The organism is Winogradskyella sp. PE311 (assembly GCF_046545555.1).
Taxonomy (GTDB): domain Bacteria; phylum Bacteroidota; class Bacteroidia; order Flavobacteriales; family Flavobacteriaceae; genus Winogradskyella.
Genome location: NZ_JBHZTH010000002.1, coordinates 67,061 through 83,600, shown reverse-complemented (window position 1 = coordinate 83,600; position 16,540 = coordinate 67,061). Strand labels below are relative to the sequence as shown.

The window sequence follows — 16,540 nt, the reverse complement described above, 5'->3', positions numbered from 1 at the left end:
ACAAAGGTTAAACATTTTGTAACTTTACATAAGTATGATAATTAACACAACGCATCACAATTCTGAACACAAGCAAATTATAGCTGATTTAATTGGCAGTTCTTTTAGTTTGGTACAAAAATTGAAATTAGGTGGTATAGGTTCTAAACGCATGATTATTGGAGACGTTAGCCCTAACATGAAGTCGATGATGAACAAAGTGTCAGACATTAATTATGCAAATATAGAATTAAGACCAAAAGGAATATTGGTAATGATTAATCAAGGTTTAAAAAACTTTACGTGGATTATTCCATATTACCAATTAGTCATTTATAAGACTAATGGTTCTAGCATACATGCCCAAGGGCGATTTGTTCATTTTAAAAATAGTAAGACGTTCAAAGAAAACAAAAAGTTCTTTGACAAATTACTCGACGAGAAAGTTAAATATGATATGCAATATGCAATGCCTCATAGCTTATGAATTTAGAGCTTAGAGATATAGACAGAATAATAGAAATGGCATGGGAAGACAGAACACCTTTTGATGCTATAACATTTCAATTTGGTCTAAAAGAACAAGAGGTTATTAATTTAATGCGAAAAGAATTAAAGCCCAGTAGCTTCAGATTATGGAGAGCGAGAGTGCAAGGAAGAGCTACAAAACATAGTAAAAAAAGAACTTTTGACAAAGGCAGGTTTAAATGCTCTCGCCAAAAGTCAATTTCAAATAACTCTATTTCAAAACGTTAACACGTGCTTTGATTTAAGTTTGGAGTACTTAAAGCCAGCACATTAAAAAGATTTTATGAATACTAAAACAATTTCCAAAACCAACGGTCACAATCTCAATGATTTTTCTAAAGAAGATATAGGTGATGATCATCTATTTACAAACTTAGAAACACCAATGAAGCCGAACGCTTTTGATATGTCTAATAACGAGAAAAAGCAGCGCATATCTATATTATTTTCAGAAATAATGGACGTACTAGGTCTAGACTTAACTGATGATTCGCTCAAAGGCACACCTGATCGTGTGGCAAAAATGTACGTTGAAGAAATATTTTCTGGATTAGATCCGGAGAATAAACCAAAAATTGCATTATTTGATAATAAGTATCAGTATAATCAAATGTTGGTAGAAAAGAATATTACCTTTTACTCTAATTGCGAGCACCATTTTGTTCCTATTATCGGAAAGGCACACATTGCATATAAATCCTCAGGGAAAGTTATTGGACTTTCTAAACTAAATAGAATCGTTCAATATTATGCAAAACGACCTCAAGTGCAAGAGCGTTTAACAAATCAAATTGCTAACGAATTAAAGACAGTTTTAGACACAGAAGACGTTGCTGTTATTATCGATGCTAAACACTTATGCGTCTCTTCTAGAGGAGTTAAAGATGATACATCAGCAACAGTCACAACTTACTATGGTGGTGAATTTAATACATCGGCGAAAATCGCAGAGTTACAAAACTATTTAAATAATTAAGCTATGGATATTTTAGAAAAAGCTAATGAATTTGAAAACAGAAAGTTTTCTTTCAAAACAACAAGTGACAGAATTTTAGCAGCGAGAGAGGCTAAAGATTTAATCTTAGGTGTTAACGAAGTATATAAGAAGAAAAAAGATGCTAAGCTTATGGACTTAATGAAACGTCTTACGGTTATAAAGCAAAAAATTGAAAAACGTTTAAAAGGGAGACCTTTAACAGCAGCATAAACATATGAGCAGATTAATAGTTATCGGAGGAAGCAAAGGAATTGGCAATGCAATTGTTAATTCTTTGCTTTCTTCATATGATGAAGTTGTAAATATAAGTAGAACAGCACCCGAAAAATTGCATCCTAACCTAAGGCACTATAATTGCGACATAACTTCTGATGAATTACCAGAAATAGAAAGCGCAGATGGTTTAGTATACTGTCCAGGCAGTATTAATTTAAAACCTATCAATAGATTAAGTATTGATGATTTTAAAAACGATTTTGAGATCAACGTCTTAGGAGCTGTTAAGGCCATACAAAAGTATTTACCAGCACTAAAAAATGGTAATAAGCCTTCTATTGTTCTTTTTAGTACAGTAGCAGCTAAATTAGGTATGCCATTTCACGCAAGTGTTGCAGCATCAAAATCTGCAGTAGAAGGTTTAGCAAAATCTTTAGGGGCTGAACTCGCACCAACCATTAGAGTTAATGCCATAGCACCAACGGTTACAGATACTGAATTAGCCTCAAAACTTTTAAGAAATGACAGAATGATTGAAAATATGAATGAACGTCATCCCTTAAAAAAATATTTAAAACCGCAAGAGGTAGCTGACATGGCAGGTTTCTTATTATCGAGTAAGGCAGCATCCCTATCAGGTCAAGTTTTTGAAATGGATTGTGGTATTGTTAGTTTCAAAATATAATTGATATGAATCCATTAAAAGCTTTCGTAGGAACGCTTTCCACAACTGACAAAGACGTCATTCAGAAAGCATCACGTCCTATATACGATATAGAAATTAATAGTTTACAAGGGAATCCTATTAACTTGGCTGATTTTAAAGGAAAGAAAATATTGTTTGTAAATGTTGCCTCTAAATGCGGTTTTACTCCACAGTACAAAGAATTACAACAATTACAAGATACACACAACGATATAATTGTAATTGGTGTTCCGTGTAATCAATTCGGTAAACAAGAACCAGGAAACCCTAATGAAATTAAAGAGTTTTGCGAAGTTAATTACGGTGTATCATTTCTTATCACTGAAAAAATTGATGTAAAAGGACCTAATCAGCACCCTTTATATGAATGGCTGACAAAAAAAGCCACAAATGGTAAACAAAATTCTGTTGTTAAGTGGAATTTTCAGAAATATCTGGTAGACACAGACGGTGAATTCATTGATTACTTCTATTCTATCACTAAACCAACAAACTCAAGAATTACTAAATACTTAAATTAATATTATGTTCGGTATATTTAAAAAGACTTCTGAATTAGATAAACTTCAAAAGGAATACGAAAAATTAATGGCTGATTGGCATAAACTTTCTACAACAAATAGAGCAGAAAGTGATAAAAAATATGCTGAGGCTGAAAAAATAATTAAACAGATAGAAATTCTTAAGCAAAAATAGTTTGAAGAAAGTCTACCTTTTAATTTTGTTCATTGTTATTAATTTTGGTGGCCTTGCTTTAGGTTATTACTTAATGAACAATGGACCAAATTCTATCTGGTATAAAAGTCTTAATCAAGCTCCATGGACACCTCCAAATTGGGTTTTTAGCTGGGCTTGGACATTAATAATGATATGTTTTTCCTTATACCTCTCATATTTATTCTCGCTTCGAAAATCTGCTCATTTAATAATCGTATTTAGCATAGCGTTTATTCTTAATGTAAGTTGGAATTTTCTATTTTTTAATCAGCACTTAACAATGGTTGCTTTGGTTAATATTATTGCCCTGACTCTGTTAATAATATACTTTTATATAAGTTTTGGTGATGAAAAATTAAGTAAATTAAAATACCTCTTATTACCCTACATTTTATGGCTTTGTATTGCTACTTCACTTAACGCATACATTGTTTTTTATAACTAATACTTTTGTTTACAATATTAAAAGCAAGCAAATAATGAAAATTTATTCTTTACACAAAAAACAAAAGTTACCTATAACGCTGGATATTGCTTGGAATTTTTTATGTAATCCTGCAAATTTATCCAAGTTAACACCTCCTGAAATGAACATGAAAATAATTTCAGGGTCAGACAGACCAATGTATGCAGGTCAAGTTTTACAATACGGTGTTACTCCTTTACCTGGCTTTAAAACGAAATGGGTTAGTGAAATTACACAACTTGAAATAAAACGTTATTTTGTTGATGTGCAATTGTATGGACCTTACGCTTTTTGGCATCATAAACATTTTATTCATGAGATTGATGGTGGTGTAGAAATGGAAGACATTATAGACTATAAAGTTCCGTTAGGTCTTTTAGGACAACTTATACATCCTATTATAGTAAAACCTAAACTAGATTCTATTTTTGAATATAGAAAAGAACAATTAGAATCTATTTTTGGCAAGTATTAAAGACCGTTGCAAGTCTGACTTTTTAGTCAGCAATAGAATTCTGTATATTAGAATTAAATAAATCGCAATTTTTTTCGATAATTAAACCACAATCCTATAACATTACAAATAAATATGAATGAAAAAGTAAATATTTTCTGGTTTAGAAGAGATCTTAGATTGGATGATAATGTAGGTTTTTTTGCTGCATTAAAAGCAAAGCTACCTGTATTACCTATATTTATTTTTGACTCAGATATACTTGCTAAGCTCCCCAAAGACGACGCACGTTTAACTTTTATATTTGAGACCTTACAACAAATACGGCAAACGCTTCAAGAGGAATATGGAAGCAGCATTGCTATTTATCATGGTAAACCAAAAGTCATTTTTGAAACTCTTCTTAAGGACTACGAAATAGATTCTGTATATACCAATCATGATTATGAGCCGTACGCAACAGAAAGAGATAATGATATAAATCAACTTTTAGAATCCTATAACGTTAATTTCAAAACATATAAAGATCAAGTGATTTTTGAAAAATCAGAAATTGTAAAAAAAGATGGTGATCCATATAAAGTGTATACGCCATACATGCGCACTTGGAAAGAAAAGTTTAAAACGATCGATTTAGAAATATTTTATACAAACTCGTATTTAGATAACCTCATCCAACATTCTAGATTACCAAATCTAAGCTTATCTGATTTAGGTTTTGAAAAATCTTCACAAAATATTACTTCTTATGATGTTACGCCTGCATTGATTCAAACCTATGAGGAAACAAGAAATTTTCCAGCAAAAGACAGTACATCTCGACTAGGACCGCACTTACGTTTTGGCACTGTCAGTGTTAGAAAAATGATAAAGAAAGCTATAGCAGAGGAGAATGAAATATTTTGGCAAGAGTTAATTTGGAGAGAATTCTTTATGCAAATACTTTGGCATTATCCGCATACAAAAGATCAAGCTTTTAAATCTAAATATGATCGGATTGAATGGAGAAACGACGAGGATGAATTTAAATTATGGTGCGATGGTCAAACAGGATATCCGCTTGTAGATGCTGGTATGCGGCAATTAAATGAAACTGGTTTTATGCATAACAGAGTACGAATGTTAGTCGGTAGTTTTTTGTGTAAACACTTATTAATAGATTGGCGATGGGGAGAATCCTATTTTGCAGAAAAACTACACGATTATGAAATGTCGAGCAATGTTGGCAATTGGCAATGGGTAGCTGGCTCTGGTGTAGACGCTTCTCCTTATTTTAGAATCTTTAATCCCACATCTCAAATAAAAAAATTCGATAAAGATTTAGAATATATAAAACAATGGGTTCCAGAATTCCAAGAACTTACTTATCCTCAACCTATGGTAGATCATAAAATGGCAAGAGAGCGTTGTTTAAAAACTTATAAATCCGCATTAAATTAACAGCTATATTAAATAATTTTAAAATTTTTAACTATTTGTACAATAATATATAAAGGCAAGCGTTACAAGTTTTAAGACATACAATGTCTTAACCGAAATAACCATTTCTATAAACAATTTAAAAGCTCTGATTAGTCATCAGAGCTTTGTCTTTTTTAAACGAATTATTACTTTACAACATACACATAACTAAATTCAACCAATTCTATAGAGAGCATTATCTTCTTAATACTTAGAAACACAAAGGGTTTAATATTAACAACGATTTGAAAAATAAAATACTTAAAAAATAAAAGAGTAAAGTAATTACTTTATCTAAGTATTTACTTTACTCTTTTATTTTGAATTGTATGAAGAATTAGTTTCTATTCCCTTATACTCTTTCAATCTTAGCTCCAATAGCTCTTAATCGTTCAGCTATATTTTCATATCCACGATCAATTTGTTCGATATTATGAATTGTTGATGTGCCTTTCGCAGATAATGCAGCAATAAGTAAAGATACACCTGCTCTAATATCGGGAGATGTCATTGTCGTTGCTTTTAAGGTTGAATTAAAATCGTGTCCAATTATAGTTGCCCTATGTGGATCACAAAGAATAATCTTTGCTCCCATGTCTATTAATTTATCTACAAAAAACAGACGGCTTTCAAACATTTTTTGATGTACGACCGCACTGCCTCGAGCTTGGGTTAATACTGTCAAAACTATACTTAACAAATCAGGCGTAAAACCTGGCCATGGTGCATCTGCAATTGTTAAAATAGAGCCATCTATATAACTTTGTACTTCGTAACCATTAGTATGAGCTGGTATATATATATCATCACCTCTGCGCTCAACAGTAATACCTATTTTTCTAAAGACATTCGGTATTTGACCTAAATCATCCCAACTTACATTAGTAATTGTCAATTCACTTTTGGTCATCGCTGCTAATCCTATCCAACTACCAATTTCAATCATATCTGGTAGCATTCTATGGTCTGTACCACCTAACACATCTACACCTTCAATAATTAACATATTAGAACCAACGCCAGAGATTTTGGCTCCCATACGGTTTAACATCTTACAAAGTTGCTGCAAATAAGGTTCGCATGCCGCGTTGTATATCGTAGTCGTTCCTTCGGCTAAAACTGCCGCCATTACAATATTTGCTGTACCTGTTACAGAAGCTTCATCTAAAAGCATATACGTGCCCTTAAGCTTATCTGCTTCTACGCCATAAAATAAATCTTCTTTGTTGTATCGAAATTTAGCTCCTAGATTTATAAAACCTTCAAAGTGTGTATCTAAACGTCTACGTCCAATTTTGTCTCCTCCTGGTTTTGGAATGTAGCCTTTTCCAAACCTTGCTAACAATGGTCCAACTATCATTATAGAGCCTCTAAGCCCCTTTCCGTCTTCCTTAAATTCCGCAGATTCTAAATATTGTAAGTTTACTTCATCTGCCTTAAAAGTATAAGACCCTTTAGCAACTTTATTGATTTTGACTCCTAACTTTTTTAGCAAAGCTATAAGCTTGTTCACATCAATAATATCTGGTATGTTGTCTATTCTTATCTCTTCAGCAGTTAAAAGTACTGCACATAAGATTTGTAACGCTTCGTTTTTTGCTCCTTGAGGCTGAATTTTCCCTTTTAATTGGTGACCTCCTTCTATTTTAAATGTTCCCATACGTTTTAGTAACGTTTTCTGTTATTGGAATATTTCTTCTTATTATTATTCTTTTTGTTGGAATTACTCTTGCCACCATACTTAGATTTAGTGCGCATCAAGCTACTAGATTCACTTAAAGCTTCATCGCTATTCTTAAGATCTAATTTGCCATGAGAAAGCTCATAAAGATGATTAAAAATTACAGCATCCTCAACAGTATCTTTATTCCAATTAAGGAAACATTTTTTCATATGGTTCGCGATGGTAAATTTTAAAGCTTCTTTAAGCTCTCCCTCTTCCCAACTTACAGCAACATCTATCATGGTCTTAATATTGTTTCCGTAAAAACGATATTTTGGGTGGTTTTGAGGGTATTTTAAAGGCTCTGGTCGCGCTTGTATTTCTTCCTTTGATGGCAAGCCATAAGGTGACTCAACATCAAAATCGAAATCAGCCATTATAAATAACTGATCCCATAATTTATGTTTAAAATCTGGTACGTCTCTTAAATGTGGCTGTAAATTTCCCATTACGGAAATAATAGCATTAGCCAACTTATTTCGTTCTTCTTTGGTTTCACGAGATTTAGCATAATTAATCATCTTTTGAAGATGGCGTCCATACTCTGGAATTATTAAATGCTCGCGTTCTGTGTTGTATTCTAAATCGTCAATCAAAATTGTAAAATGTGTAGTATAATTAATAAAAACCTGAAGTCTCTAGGTTCCGCTGCAAAGTACAAAAAAATACCAAGCCAAAAAGAATTTTAAAGGGAAATTACACCTTCAACATTTTCGGTTACTTCCTTATATTTATTAATAACAGCTTCAGGATTTTTCATCCTTACATTAATGGAAACGCTCGTGTATTTTCCGTTTTTAGACTCCTTAGTGTTTATTACTGCGCCTAAATCATTAAAAAGATCTTCAATAGATTTAATACCTGTCCCCTTAGAAATAACAATAAATTTATATAAATATTCAGCAGGCCAAAGTGCCGTATCGTATAACTGAGCTTTAAGTTTTTCGTAAAATTCGTCGCTTTTATTAGTACTATCCATGCTATTTTTTTTCAGATGCAAAGATACATTTAACTTTACATTTTTTATATTTAATTTTACTGCAAAAATACTGCCAACTTGAATCCGATTAGAATAGTTATTACAGGCGGTCCTGCTACCGGAAAAACAGCAATAATTGATAACTTAAACTCTAAAGGTTATAAATGTTATGAAGAGGTTATTCGGAAGTTAACTGCTGAAGCACAAAACTCTGGTGATATTACTGAAACACATTCTAACCCAATAGCATTAGTTAATGATTCAGTTTTGTTTAATACAACACTCATAAATCTTAGAGTAGCTGATTTTAAGGCCTCTGAAAAGTTAGATAACTTGGTTTCATTTTTTGATCGTGGTATGCCAGATGTACTAGCTTATATGGACTATTTTAATCAAGAAGTAGGTAAAGACTTTATCGATATTTGCAAAACGTATAGGTATGACTTTGTCTTTTTATTACCACCATGGAAAGCTATTTATAAAGATGATGCAGAACGTTTTGAAACATTTGACCAAGCCACTGACATCTACCATAAATTAATGCAGACTTACCAGCGGTTTGATTATAAAATAATAGAAGTCCCTTTCGGAAAAATAGAAGACAGAACACAATTTATTATAGAGAAATTAAATCTATAAAATGCACCCAATAGAAGTTTTAGAACGTTACTGGAATCACACCTCTTTTAGACCACTGCAAGAGGATATTATAAATACGGTTTTAGATAATGATGACACCTTCGCACTTTTACCAACAGGAGGTGGTAAATCTATATGCTTCCAAATACCAGCGTTAATCAAGGATGGTATTTGTATTGTTGTTTCACCTTTAATTGCGTTGATGAAAGATCAAGTAAATACCTTAAAACAAAAAGGAATTAAAGCGATTGCTTTAACATCTGGTATGTCCTTCAAAGATTTAGACACGCAATTAGATAATTGTATTTACGGTAATTACAAATTTCTATACCTATCGCCAGAACGTCTTCTCCAACCAATAGTACAAGAACGCATTCAGCAAATGAAAGTAAATCTCATTGCTGTAGATGAAGCGCATTGTATCAGTCAATGGGGTAACGATTTTAGACCTGCTTACAAAAATATAATAGTATTAAGGCAACTGCATCCGCATGTTAATTGTATTGCTTTAACTGCTACTGCTAAAGATAATGTAGTAAATGATATAATAAAAAATCTAGATTTTGTATCTCCAAAAATATTCAAAGCTTCATTTGAAAGGTCAAATATAGCGTATAACGTAATCCTTACAGATGATAAATTATATCAATTAGAACATCTTTTGAATGTTTATCAAGGCTCTTCAATTATTTATGTAAGAAATAGAAAAGCCACAAATGATATTAATAATTATTTAGAATCTAAAGGTTTTTCATCTACATATTATCACGGAGGTATTACTAATAAAGAGAAACAAGAACGACTAAAACAATGGACAAATAAACAAAAGCAAATCATTGTAGCAACAACAGCATTTGGAATGGGAATTGACAAGGCCAATGTAAGAACGGTAATTCATTTCAATTTACCAGAGAGTTTAGAAAGTTATTATCAAGAAGCAGGAAGAGCTGGACGTGATGGTGACTTGGCCCATGCCATAATTTTAAAACAACGTATCGATGAAGACCACTTACGTAATCAGTTTTTGAGCAGTTTACCTTCAGTGGCTTTCGTAAAAAATGTGTATATTAAGCTTTGCAACTATTTTCAGATAGCATATGGTGAAGGAGAAAGTAGTACACATCAATTCGATTTTAGAGGATTTTGCAGCACTTATAAACTAAATACGTCGATTACATACAATACGCTACTTATTTTAGATAGAAACTCAATTATTACATTAACTCAGCATTTTAATTTTAGAACGACAGTTCAGTTTATAACAAGTAACACTATACTATTTAGATATCTAGAAAATCACAAAGAGTTAAATACTTTGGTTAAAGTTTTACTTAGAACCTATGGTGGTATTTTTGATTATGAGACTAAGGTTAATCTCAATTTAATAGTTAAGAAAACTAATTTATCTGAAAGAATAGTAATTGTACAATTAAAACAACTAGAGAAAGATGGAGTCATCTCTTTGCAAATGGCAAATACAGATTCGGAAATTACGTTTTTAAAACCAAGAGAAGATAATATTACAATCAATCCTATTGCAAAAATTATAGAACAACAACATCAATTAAAGCACAAACAAGTTGAATCAGTATTACATTATACTAAAAATGATTCAGACTGTAAAAATCTTCAGTTACTCAGTTATTTTGGCGAGAAAAAAACTCAAAAATGTGGTAAATGTTCGGTTTGTTATGATAAAAACTCTAGAGCGTACAAAATACTAAAACTTGATATTTCAAACCATATCTTAAAGGCATTACGAGCAGAAGATTTATCTTCGCGCCAATTACTAAAGGTTATTAATTGTAGTGAAAAAGATCTATTAAAAACTCTTTCTGAACTAAACGAATTAAATAAAATAAAAATAACCCAAGCAAATACCTATACTCTTAAATGAAAAATAAACGCGACTTACGTATTGTATTTATGGGCACGCCAGACTTTGCTGTTGCAACTTTAAAAGCTCTTTTGGATAATAACTATAATGTTGTTGGTGTAATTACAGCACCAGATCGCAAGGCTGGTCGAGGACAGAAGTTAAGATCTTCAGCAGTAAAAGAATTCGCATTGAAGAATAAATTAAATATTCTTCAGCCAAAAAATTTAAAAAACGAGACATTTATTGAAAAACTTAATTCATTAAATGCTAATCTACAAATCATTGTTGCTTTTAGAATGTTGCCTGAAGTCGTTTGGCAAATGCCAGAATTTGGCACGTTTAACCTTCATGCTTCTTTATTACCAAACTACAGAGGTGCAGCTCCAATACATTGGGCAATAATTAACGGTGAAACAAAGACTGGTGTAACAACATTCTTTATTGACGAAAAGATTGATACCGGAGCTATTATATTGAGTGAAGAAGTCGAGATAGAAAATGATACTACGGTCGGAGAATTACATGATAATCTAATGAATCTTGGAAGTAAGTTAGTCATTAAAACCATTAAACTAATTGAGGAAAATAAAACTTCAACCACAATACAACCACAAACAACAGATTTTAAAACCGCATATAAACTTAATAGAGATAATTGTAAAGTTGATTGGTCGCAACCTATTGATATTATATATAACAAAATAAGAGGATTAAACCCTTTTCCAACGGCCTGGTGTTATTTAGATAATAATGAAGAAGAAAAACTATCTATTAAACTGTACAATGTCGAAAAATTAATAGAATTACATAACCATAAAGAGGGCTCTATTATAACAACCAAAGAAGAGTTAAAGATTGCCTGCAAAGGTGGATATATAAATGTGAAAGAAATTCAATTACCAGGAAAGCGTAAAATGGATGTAAAATCTCTTTTAAATGGGTTTCAATTTTCTGAATCCGCAAAACTGCTGTAATCCCTTATTATCATTGGTTTAATAAAAAATCCGACAAAATGCATTCCTTTATTAACAAATAGTGTAACTTATTAACAAAATGCCGTATTTCCCTTGCTATTACTTGCGTAGCTGAATTTTCCTAATAATTTTGTGAGTAGATTTTTAACAATCAATATTTAGAAATCAATTTTTTAACAATTTAAATTTAAAATTTATGAACAAAACAGATTTAGTCAACAGTATGGCTGAGAATGCAGGGATTACAAAAGCTGCTGCTAAGAAGGCGTTAGATTCTATGTTAATCGACATCGAAGGATCTTTACAAAAAGGTAACAGAGTATCTTTAGTAGGATTTGGTTCTTGGTCAGTTTCTAGAAGAGCTGCAAGAGATGGAAGAAACCCACAGACAGGTAAGACTATTAAAATCAAAGCTAAAAATGTAGTAAAATTTAAGGCAGGTTCTGACTTAAGTAGTGCTGTAAACTAAGAACATTTTTTGTTTAAATACAGAGCCTACTCAATGAGTAGGCTTTTTTTTATACTAATTTTAAACAGTTTAGTTGTTTAATTGCTAAAAAAACAATAGATTTAAAAAGCATTAAACCTCATCAATCAATGACCAAACCCGAAAAAGGAAATCTTTTAATTGCAGAACCATCAATTATTGGTGACCTATCATTTAACCGTGCTGTAATTCTATTAGCAGACCATAATGCTCTAGGTTCTGTGGGTTTTATTTTGAACAAACCTCTAGAGTATCATCTTAAAGATCTGATTGAAGGTACCGAATCTGAATTCAAAGTATATAATGGCGGACCTGTAGAACAAGATAATCTTTATTTTATTCATAAATCACCAAAACTTATTCCAGATAGTATCGAAATTTCTAACGGAATTTTTTGGGGTGGCGATTTTAGTATTGTTTTAGATCTAATAAATAAAAACAAAATATCTAAAGACGAAATTAGGTTCTTTTTAGGTTATTCTGGCTGGTCTGAACAGCAACTAGACAATGAACTAGAATCGAATGCCTGGCTTATTTCTGAGAACGTTCACAATAATGATATAATATCTAAATGCTGCCCTTCTTTTTGGCGCGAAAAAATGCTAGAACTCGGTGGTGAATATAGTATTTGGTCTAATGCTCCTGAAAATCCTAGTTATAATTAGAGCTTGAACTTAAAAATAAAGTTTTCGCCCGAATTTACGATCTAAGAACTGAGTCTCAACTTAGCATTTAAATTAGTCACTACTTTTTGCGCAAAATCACTAGAATACGATTTCTTCCTATACTGCGTTATTGGAACGATACCTTTAATAACATTTGTTATAAACATTTCATCTGCCTTTTGAAGCTCAAAAGGACTTATAGAGGCTTCTTCCACGTAAAGATTAACATCTTTAGATAATATTTCGAGTACTTGCTTGCGCATTACTCCTTTTAAACAGCCATCTTCTAAAGGTGGTGTCTTAATTTTATCACCATTAACTAAAAACAAATTACCATTTAAGGCCTCAATGACACTTTTATTAGTATTTAATACCAAACAATTATTTAAATCATTATCTTTTGCATAAATACTACCAATAACTTGTAATGCTTTATTATTAGATTTTAAGCCAGACAATAAACCAGGAGCCATAAAATAGTCTTTATACAGATCTACTTTGTAAAAGCTATCAGAATCAATAGTGTAAAATGGATTGGTGTACGGCTCTGATATAATATTATAGTCTATTGAAGCATTTTCATTAGGCAGATACTTACCTTTTTCACCTCTATCTATATTTAGACGAACTCTTGCAGAGCTTGTTAATAAATTATTAGCATCGAGCGTTTTCAAAATTTCAGCTTCAAGAAATTCCATTGTAAAGTTCATAGGAATTTCCATTCTTAAAATTCTCATGGAAGCCATTAGTCTAAAATAATGATCTTCCCAAAATAAAATCTTTCCATTAACTACTTTTAATGTTTCAAAAAGAGCATCACCATATTTATATCCTCTATTCTCTGGTGTAATTTTAGAATCACTATAATCTAGAAGGTTACCGTTAAAATTTATCATAAAAAAGTCTCGATTAATTTTTAAAATTAAATCGAGACAAAGATATAATAGTTGAGTTAGTTACTCGTTATCTAGAACCTAAAACTTGCTTTAAACTACCAATCTGATTCGTCCAAAGCATTTTTCCTTCATCTATTTCATCATCTTCGGCAAAGTCTGTAACCATTAAAGATACATCCTTTGTAATTTCGTCAACCTGAATTCTGATTTCAAAATAATAAGAAGCACCATCTTCATCATCTTCTAACCATCTAAATTTAACACGTTCCCCATTTTTCTTACTTAGCAACTTTGCCTGCTCCTCTGAACCGTCCCAAATAAAAGTAAATAATTCTCCACGAGAATTCACATTATCTGCAAACCATTCTGACAAACCTGAAGGTGTTGATATATAGGTATATATAAGCGAAGGAGAAGCTTGTATAACAAACTCCATTTCATATTTTTCTTTATCATCCATAAACATAGTATTATAGGCTCAATATATACATTTATAGGTCAATTCAAAACTTTAAACTAAAATTATTTTTTTTAGAATCTAATGTTTGTTCTCGTAGATTTTGTTTTTATATTTGCACCCGCATTTATGGCGAGGTAGCTCAGTCGGTTAGAGCGTCGGATTCATAACCCGGAGGTCACGAGTTCAATTCTCGTTCTCGCTACAAATAGTTAAATTATTCAAATCCAACGGTTTAGTTCACTCTAAACCGTTTTTTTATGAATACTATTTATGATTTGATTACCTTAGACATCCAAAATGAACACGATTTGGAACACGATTTGGAACACAGCAAGCAATTTTCACTACCAAAAATATTCGATGCAGAAGGAGACTTAAGCAAGCGATGGTATGTCTATTTCTCTTACCGTAACCCAGAAACCGGAAAGCTTAAACGTATGAAGAACATCTATGGCAAAGCCAATAGATTTAAAACTAAAGCCGAGCGCTACAGTGCTTTAAATTTATATAAAAAGCGTTTGTTATGATTTTTAAAAGACGGTTATAATCCTTTTGAAGATAACACCGTCTTTCATCAAAAAAAGATAAAAGTCCAAAAGGCACAATCACCAACGGTAATTACAACGGAAATAAAAGCGCAAGCAACTACTAAAACTCCAAAAAACACGTCTACTAAAAAATCAACGATTTTGACAGTAGATAATGCCTTTAAAAGAGCAATAGAACTTAAGGCTAACATTATAGCCGAAAAATCCTTAGAAGACTATAAAAATAGACTCAATGGACTGCAGAAATGGTTAAAAAAGAATCATAAAGACGTAAAACTGATAAACCAGGTCACTAAAAAACTCGTAGTGGACTATTTAAACGTGGTTCAACTTAGAAGTTCTGCTAGAAATAGGAATAATCATAAAACGGTTTACAGTAGTATTTTTCAAGTTTTAGAGGATAACGATATCATTGAGAAAAATTTTATTAAACAGATTAGCACTCTTAAGAGTAAACCTACACGTCACAAAACTTATACACACAAGGAACAAATAGAGATTTTCAAATATTTAGAAAGTGAGGATCCACATTTATTATTGTTTATCAAGTTTATGGCGTATAGTTTTATTAGACCTATTGAAGTTTGTCGTCTAAAAGTAAAAGATGTTAATATCGAGGAAAAAACGATACAGTTTAAAGCTAAGAATAAAGCCTTAAAAACTAAGATTATTCCACAGATATTACTTAAAGAATTACCAGACCTATCGCACCTAAATAAAGAACACTATTTATTTGGCGCTAATGCCATAGGTGAAAAATGGAATACTAATTTAATTAACCGTAGAGACTATTTTAGTAAACGGTATAAAACGGTAAAAGATGCCCTTAATTTTAGTGATAACTATGGGCTTTATAGCTTTAGACACACATTTATAACCAAAGTTTATAGGGCACTAGTTAAGGAATCTTCACCATATGAAGCAAAAAGTAAATTAATGCAAATTACGGGACACTCTTCCATGACCGCTTTAGAAAAATATCTTAGAGATATTGATGCAGAGCTACCTGAAGATTATTCAAATTTACTATAAGATAAGCTATGGGATTACGCAACGACATGGAGGTTTTAATGGAGTCAATAAAGCAACCAATTTTATTCTTTATACCTAGTCAAAGATACGAGCAACTATCAGATAAGGAATTAATTAATTTAGAAAAAATAGGATTCTTAAATACATTATTTATTACCAATTCTAGTGGTGATACTAAACCTATTACTAAAGGTACAGAGCTTCTTCAAATTTTAGAAAAGTCAAAAATATTTAAAGCGAATGTTTTTCAATTATTAGAATTAAAAAGCACTTTAGATAAAGATGCCTTTCATTACTTAATTGATGATTATTTTAAAGAACTAAGTTCATGGATAACAGCTACTGATATTGTCCAAGAAGAAGCTAAAAATCGAGTTATCAATTATAAACCTGAAATGCAAGAGTATTTAAAATTGCAACATGAAGTATTAGTAGCACATCAGCTCGAACTAAATAAACATTTTGGTAAATGGAAATCGCATTTTGAAATTAGACGTATTTTAAACATTAGCGATAATAACTCTTTTAATGGTGATAAATCAACAAACGTCACTCTACCGATTAAGCAGAAACCAACTCAATTAAAAATAGATAAACCTACTAAATCTGCCAAACCAAAAACAAAAGCTATTAGTACAAATGAAGTTGACCAACATCTCTTAAAATCTGTATTTAATGTCGATTTCAATAGAATAAATAACGAATAACGGTTTTTAATACGTAATTTAGCGTAA

At 31.5% G+C, this 16,540-nt stretch carries 23 protein-coding genes and 1 tRNA gene; 19 read left to right on the top strand and 5 right to left on the bottom strand.

The window, feature by feature from the left end:
• Positions 1-34: 34 nt before the first annotated feature.
• The 10 genes from ACFWU4_RS09965 to ACFWU4_RS09920 all read left to right on the top strand — a co-directional run bounded on the left by ACFWU4_RS09965 (position 35) and on the right by ACFWU4_RS09920 (position 5,503).
• A complete protein-coding gene (locus ACFWU4_RS09965) occupies positions 35-466 on the top strand; it encodes a hypothetical protein (protein ID WP_411127395.1) in 432 nt (143 codons plus the stop codon).
• On the top strand, positions 463-735 hold the full coding sequence (locus ACFWU4_RS09960; protein ID WP_411127393.1) for a TIGR03643 family protein: 273 nt from the start codon (positions 463-465) through the stop codon (positions 733-735). Before ACFWU4_RS09965 ends, ACFWU4_RS09960 begins: the two co-directional genes overlap by 4 nt.
• Before the next feature lie 55 nt (positions 736-790).
• Positions 791-1,483, top strand: coding sequence for a GTP cyclohydrolase I FolE (gene folE / locus ACFWU4_RS09955; RefSeq protein WP_411127391.1), 693 nt, complete (start codon positions 791-793; stop codon positions 1,481-1,483).
• Between the two features lie 3 nt (positions 1,484-1,486).
• On the top strand, positions 1,487-1,714 hold the full coding sequence (locus tag ACFWU4_RS09950; protein ID WP_411127389.1) for a hypothetical protein: 228 nt from the start codon (positions 1,487-1,489) through the stop codon (positions 1,712-1,714).
• Positions 1,715-1,718: 4 nt separating this feature from the next.
• Positions 1,719-2,405 carry an SDR family NAD(P)-dependent oxidoreductase gene (locus ACFWU4_RS09945; RefSeq protein WP_411127387.1) on the top strand — a complete coding sequence of 229 codons (687 nt, stop codon included), beginning with the start codon at positions 1,719-1,721 and terminating at the stop codon, positions 2,403-2,405.
• 5 nt (positions 2,406-2,410) lie between these two features.
• The gene (locus ACFWU4_RS09940) at positions 2,411-2,947 is read left to right on the top strand and encodes a glutathione peroxidase (protein WP_411127385.1); all 537 of its coding nucleotides are present in this window, start codon (positions 2,411-2,413) and stop codon (positions 2,945-2,947) included.
• Positions 2,948-2,951: 4 nt separating this feature from the next.
• Positions 2,952-3,122 carry a Lacal_2735 family protein gene (locus ACFWU4_RS09935; protein ID WP_411127383.1) on the top strand — a complete coding sequence of 57 codons (171 nt, stop codon included), beginning with the start codon at positions 2,952-2,954 and terminating at the stop codon, positions 3,120-3,122.
• A 1-nt stretch (position 3,123) separates the two neighbouring features.
• Positions 3,124-3,588 (top strand): TspO/MBR family protein, encoded by a 465-nt coding sequence (locus tag ACFWU4_RS09930; protein WP_411127382.1) that lies wholly within the window; start codon positions 3,124-3,126, stop codon positions 3,586-3,588.
• Positions 3,589-3,622: 34 nt separating this feature from the next.
• On the top strand, positions 3,623-4,084 hold the full coding sequence (locus ACFWU4_RS09925; protein ID WP_411127380.1) for an SRPBCC family protein: 462 nt from the start codon (positions 3,623-3,625) through the stop codon (positions 4,082-4,084).
• A gap of 114 nt (positions 4,085-4,198) precedes the next feature.
• Positions 4,199-5,503 (top strand): cryptochrome/photolyase family protein, encoded by a 1,305-nt coding sequence (locus ACFWU4_RS09920; RefSeq protein WP_411127378.1) that lies wholly within the window; start codon positions 4,199-4,201, stop codon positions 5,501-5,503.
• Positions 5,504-5,876: 373 nt separating this feature from the next.
• On the opposite strand, the gene murA is transcribed toward ACFWU4_RS09920, so the two are convergent.
• From murA to ACFWU4_RS09905, 3 genes are all read right to left on the bottom strand, one after another.
• Complete coding sequence (gene murA / locus ACFWU4_RS09915; protein WP_411127376.1) at positions 5,877-7,184, bottom strand: UDP-N-acetylglucosamine 1-carboxyvinyltransferase; 1,308 nt, start codon at positions 7,182-7,184, stop codon at positions 5,877-5,879.
• A gap of 5 nt (positions 7,185-7,189) precedes the next feature.
• Complete coding sequence (locus ACFWU4_RS09910; RefSeq protein WP_411127374.1) at positions 7,190-7,843, bottom strand: DUF4290 domain-containing protein; 654 nt, start codon at positions 7,841-7,843, stop codon at positions 7,190-7,192.
• An 89-nt stretch (positions 7,844-7,932) separates the two neighbouring features.
• Positions 7,933-8,226, bottom strand: coding sequence for a DUF493 family protein (locus tag ACFWU4_RS09905; protein ID WP_411127372.1), 294 nt, complete (start codon positions 8,224-8,226; stop codon positions 7,933-7,935).
• A 78-nt stretch (positions 8,227-8,304) separates the two neighbouring features.
• Between ACFWU4_RS09905 and ACFWU4_RS09900 the strand changes: the two genes are divergently transcribed.
• The 5 genes from ACFWU4_RS09900 to ACFWU4_RS09880 all read left to right on the top strand — a co-directional run bounded on the left by ACFWU4_RS09900 (position 8,305) and on the right by ACFWU4_RS09880 (position 12,870).
• Entirely contained in the window at positions 8,305-8,865 is a 561-nt protein-coding gene (locus tag ACFWU4_RS09900) for an AAA family ATPase (RefSeq protein ID WP_411127371.1), read from the top strand.
• Between the two features lies 1 nt (position 8,866).
• Positions 8,867-10,762: an ATP-dependent DNA helicase RecQ gene (locus ACFWU4_RS09895; RefSeq protein ID WP_411127369.1), complete on the top strand. Its 1,896-nt coding sequence runs from the start codon at positions 8,867-8,869 to the stop codon at positions 10,760-10,762.
• Positions 10,759-11,718, top strand: a complete 960-nt coding sequence (gene fmt / locus ACFWU4_RS09890) for a methionyl-tRNA formyltransferase (protein ID WP_411127367.1) — start codon at positions 10,759-10,761, stop codon at positions 11,716-11,718. The genes ACFWU4_RS09895 and fmt overlap by 4 nt, the downstream gene beginning before the upstream one ends.
• A 196-nt stretch (positions 11,719-11,914) precedes the next feature.
• Complete coding sequence (locus ACFWU4_RS09885) at positions 11,915-12,187, top strand: HU family DNA-binding protein (protein ID WP_411127365.1); 273 nt, start codon at positions 11,915-11,917, stop codon at positions 12,185-12,187.
• 128 nt (positions 12,188-12,315) lie between these two features.
• Positions 12,316-12,870 carry a YqgE/AlgH family protein gene (locus ACFWU4_RS09880; protein WP_411127363.1) on the top strand — a complete coding sequence of 185 codons (555 nt, stop codon included), beginning with the start codon at positions 12,316-12,318 and terminating at the stop codon, positions 12,868-12,870.
• Positions 12,871-12,911: 41 nt separating this feature from the next.
• Here ACFWU4_RS09880 and ACFWU4_RS09875 read toward each other — a convergent pair whose 3' ends face one another.
• Complete coding sequence (locus tag ACFWU4_RS09875) at positions 12,912-13,766, bottom strand: aminotransferase class IV (protein WP_411127361.1); 855 nt, start codon at positions 13,764-13,766, stop codon at positions 12,912-12,914.
• Between the two features lie 67 nt (positions 13,767-13,833).
• On the bottom strand, positions 13,834-14,226 hold the full coding sequence (locus tag ACFWU4_RS09870; protein WP_411127359.1) for an START-like domain-containing protein: 393 nt from the start codon (positions 14,224-14,226) through the stop codon (positions 13,834-13,836).
• 128 nt (positions 14,227-14,354) lie between these two features.
• On the opposite strand from ACFWU4_RS09870, the gene ACFWU4_RS09865 reads away from it, so the two are divergent.
• The 4 genes from ACFWU4_RS09865 (at position 14,355) to ACFWU4_RS09850 (ending at position 16,513) form a co-directional block, all read left to right on the top strand.
• Positions 14,355-14,428, top strand: a tRNA-Met gene (locus tag ACFWU4_RS09865).
• Positions 14,429-14,483: 55 nt separating this feature from the next.
• Positions 14,484-14,753, top strand: coding sequence for a hypothetical protein (locus ACFWU4_RS09860; RefSeq protein WP_411127357.1), 270 nt, complete (start codon positions 14,484-14,486; stop codon positions 14,751-14,753).
• A gap of 162 nt (positions 14,754-14,915) precedes the next feature.
• Complete coding sequence (locus ACFWU4_RS09855; protein ID WP_411127355.1) at positions 14,916-15,806, top strand: tyrosine-type recombinase/integrase; 891 nt, start codon at positions 14,916-14,918, stop codon at positions 15,804-15,806.
• An 8-nt stretch (positions 15,807-15,814) separates the two neighbouring features.
• Entirely contained in the window at positions 15,815-16,513 is a 699-nt protein-coding gene (locus ACFWU4_RS09850; RefSeq protein WP_411127353.1) for a hypothetical protein, read from the top strand.
• Positions 16,514-16,540: the final 27 nt, after the last annotated feature.

Bases quoted from the DNA above. Each gene is read 5' to 3' on its own strand.
- ACFWU4_RS09860 (WP_411127357.1), top strand. From the start codon at position 14,484: ATGAATACTATTTATGATTTGATTACCTTAGACATCCAAAATGAACAC.
- ACFWU4_RS09945 (WP_411127387.1), top strand. From the start codon at position 1,719: ATGAGCAGATTAATAGTTATCGGAGGAAGCAAAGGAATTGGCAATGCA.
- ACFWU4_RS09870 (WP_411127359.1), bottom strand. From the start codon at position 14,226: ATGGATGATAAAGAAAAATATGAAATGGAGTTTGTTATACAAGCTTCT.
- murA (WP_411127376.1), bottom strand. From the start codon at position 7,184: ATGGGAACATTTAAAATAGAAGGAGGTCACCAATTAAAAGGGAAAATT.
- ACFWU4_RS09940 (WP_411127385.1), top strand. From the start codon at position 2,411: ATGAATCCATTAAAAGCTTTCGTAGGAACGCTTTCCACAACTGACAAA.
- ACFWU4_RS09880 (WP_411127363.1), top strand. From the start codon at position 12,316: ATGACCAAACCCGAAAAAGGAAATCTTTTAATTGCAGAACCATCAATT.
- ACFWU4_RS09850 (WP_411127353.1), top strand. From the start codon at position 15,815: ATGGGATTACGCAACGACATGGAGGTTTTAATGGAGTCAATAAAGCAA.
- ACFWU4_RS09885 (WP_411127365.1), top strand. From the start codon at position 11,915: ATGAACAAAACAGATTTAGTCAACAGTATGGCTGAGAATGCAGGGATT.
- ACFWU4_RS09875 (WP_411127361.1), bottom strand. From the start codon at position 13,766: ATGATAAATTTTAACGGTAACCTTCTAGATTATAGTGATTCTAAAATT.
- ACFWU4_RS09925 (WP_411127380.1), top strand. From the start codon at position 3,623: ATGAAAATTTATTCTTTACACAAAAAACAAAAGTTACCTATAACGCTG.
- fmt (WP_411127367.1), top strand. From the start codon at position 10,759: ATGAAAAATAAACGCGACTTACGTATTGTATTTATGGGCACGCCAGAC.
- ACFWU4_RS09950 (WP_411127389.1), top strand. From the start codon at position 1,487: ATGGATATTTTAGAAAAAGCTAATGAATTTGAAAACAGAAAGTTTTCT.
- ACFWU4_RS09895 (WP_411127369.1), top strand. From the start codon at position 8,867: ATGCACCCAATAGAAGTTTTAGAACGTTACTGGAATCACACCTCTTTT.
- ACFWU4_RS09905 (WP_411127372.1), bottom strand. From the start codon at position 8,226: ATGGATAGTACTAATAAAAGCGACGAATTTTACGAAAAACTTAAAGCT.
- ACFWU4_RS09965 (WP_411127395.1), top strand. From the start codon at position 35: ATGATAATTAACACAACGCATCACAATTCTGAACACAAGCAAATTATA.
- folE (WP_411127391.1), top strand. From the start codon at position 791: ATGAATACTAAAACAATTTCCAAAACCAACGGTCACAATCTCAATGAT.
- ACFWU4_RS09935 (WP_411127383.1), top strand. From the start codon at position 2,952: ATGTTCGGTATATTTAAAAAGACTTCTGAATTAGATAAACTTCAAAAG.
- ACFWU4_RS09960 (WP_411127393.1), top strand. From the start codon at position 463: ATGAATTTAGAGCTTAGAGATATAGACAGAATAATAGAAATGGCATGG.
- ACFWU4_RS09920 (WP_411127378.1), top strand. From the start codon at position 4,199: ATGAATGAAAAAGTAAATATTTTCTGGTTTAGAAGAGATCTTAGATTG.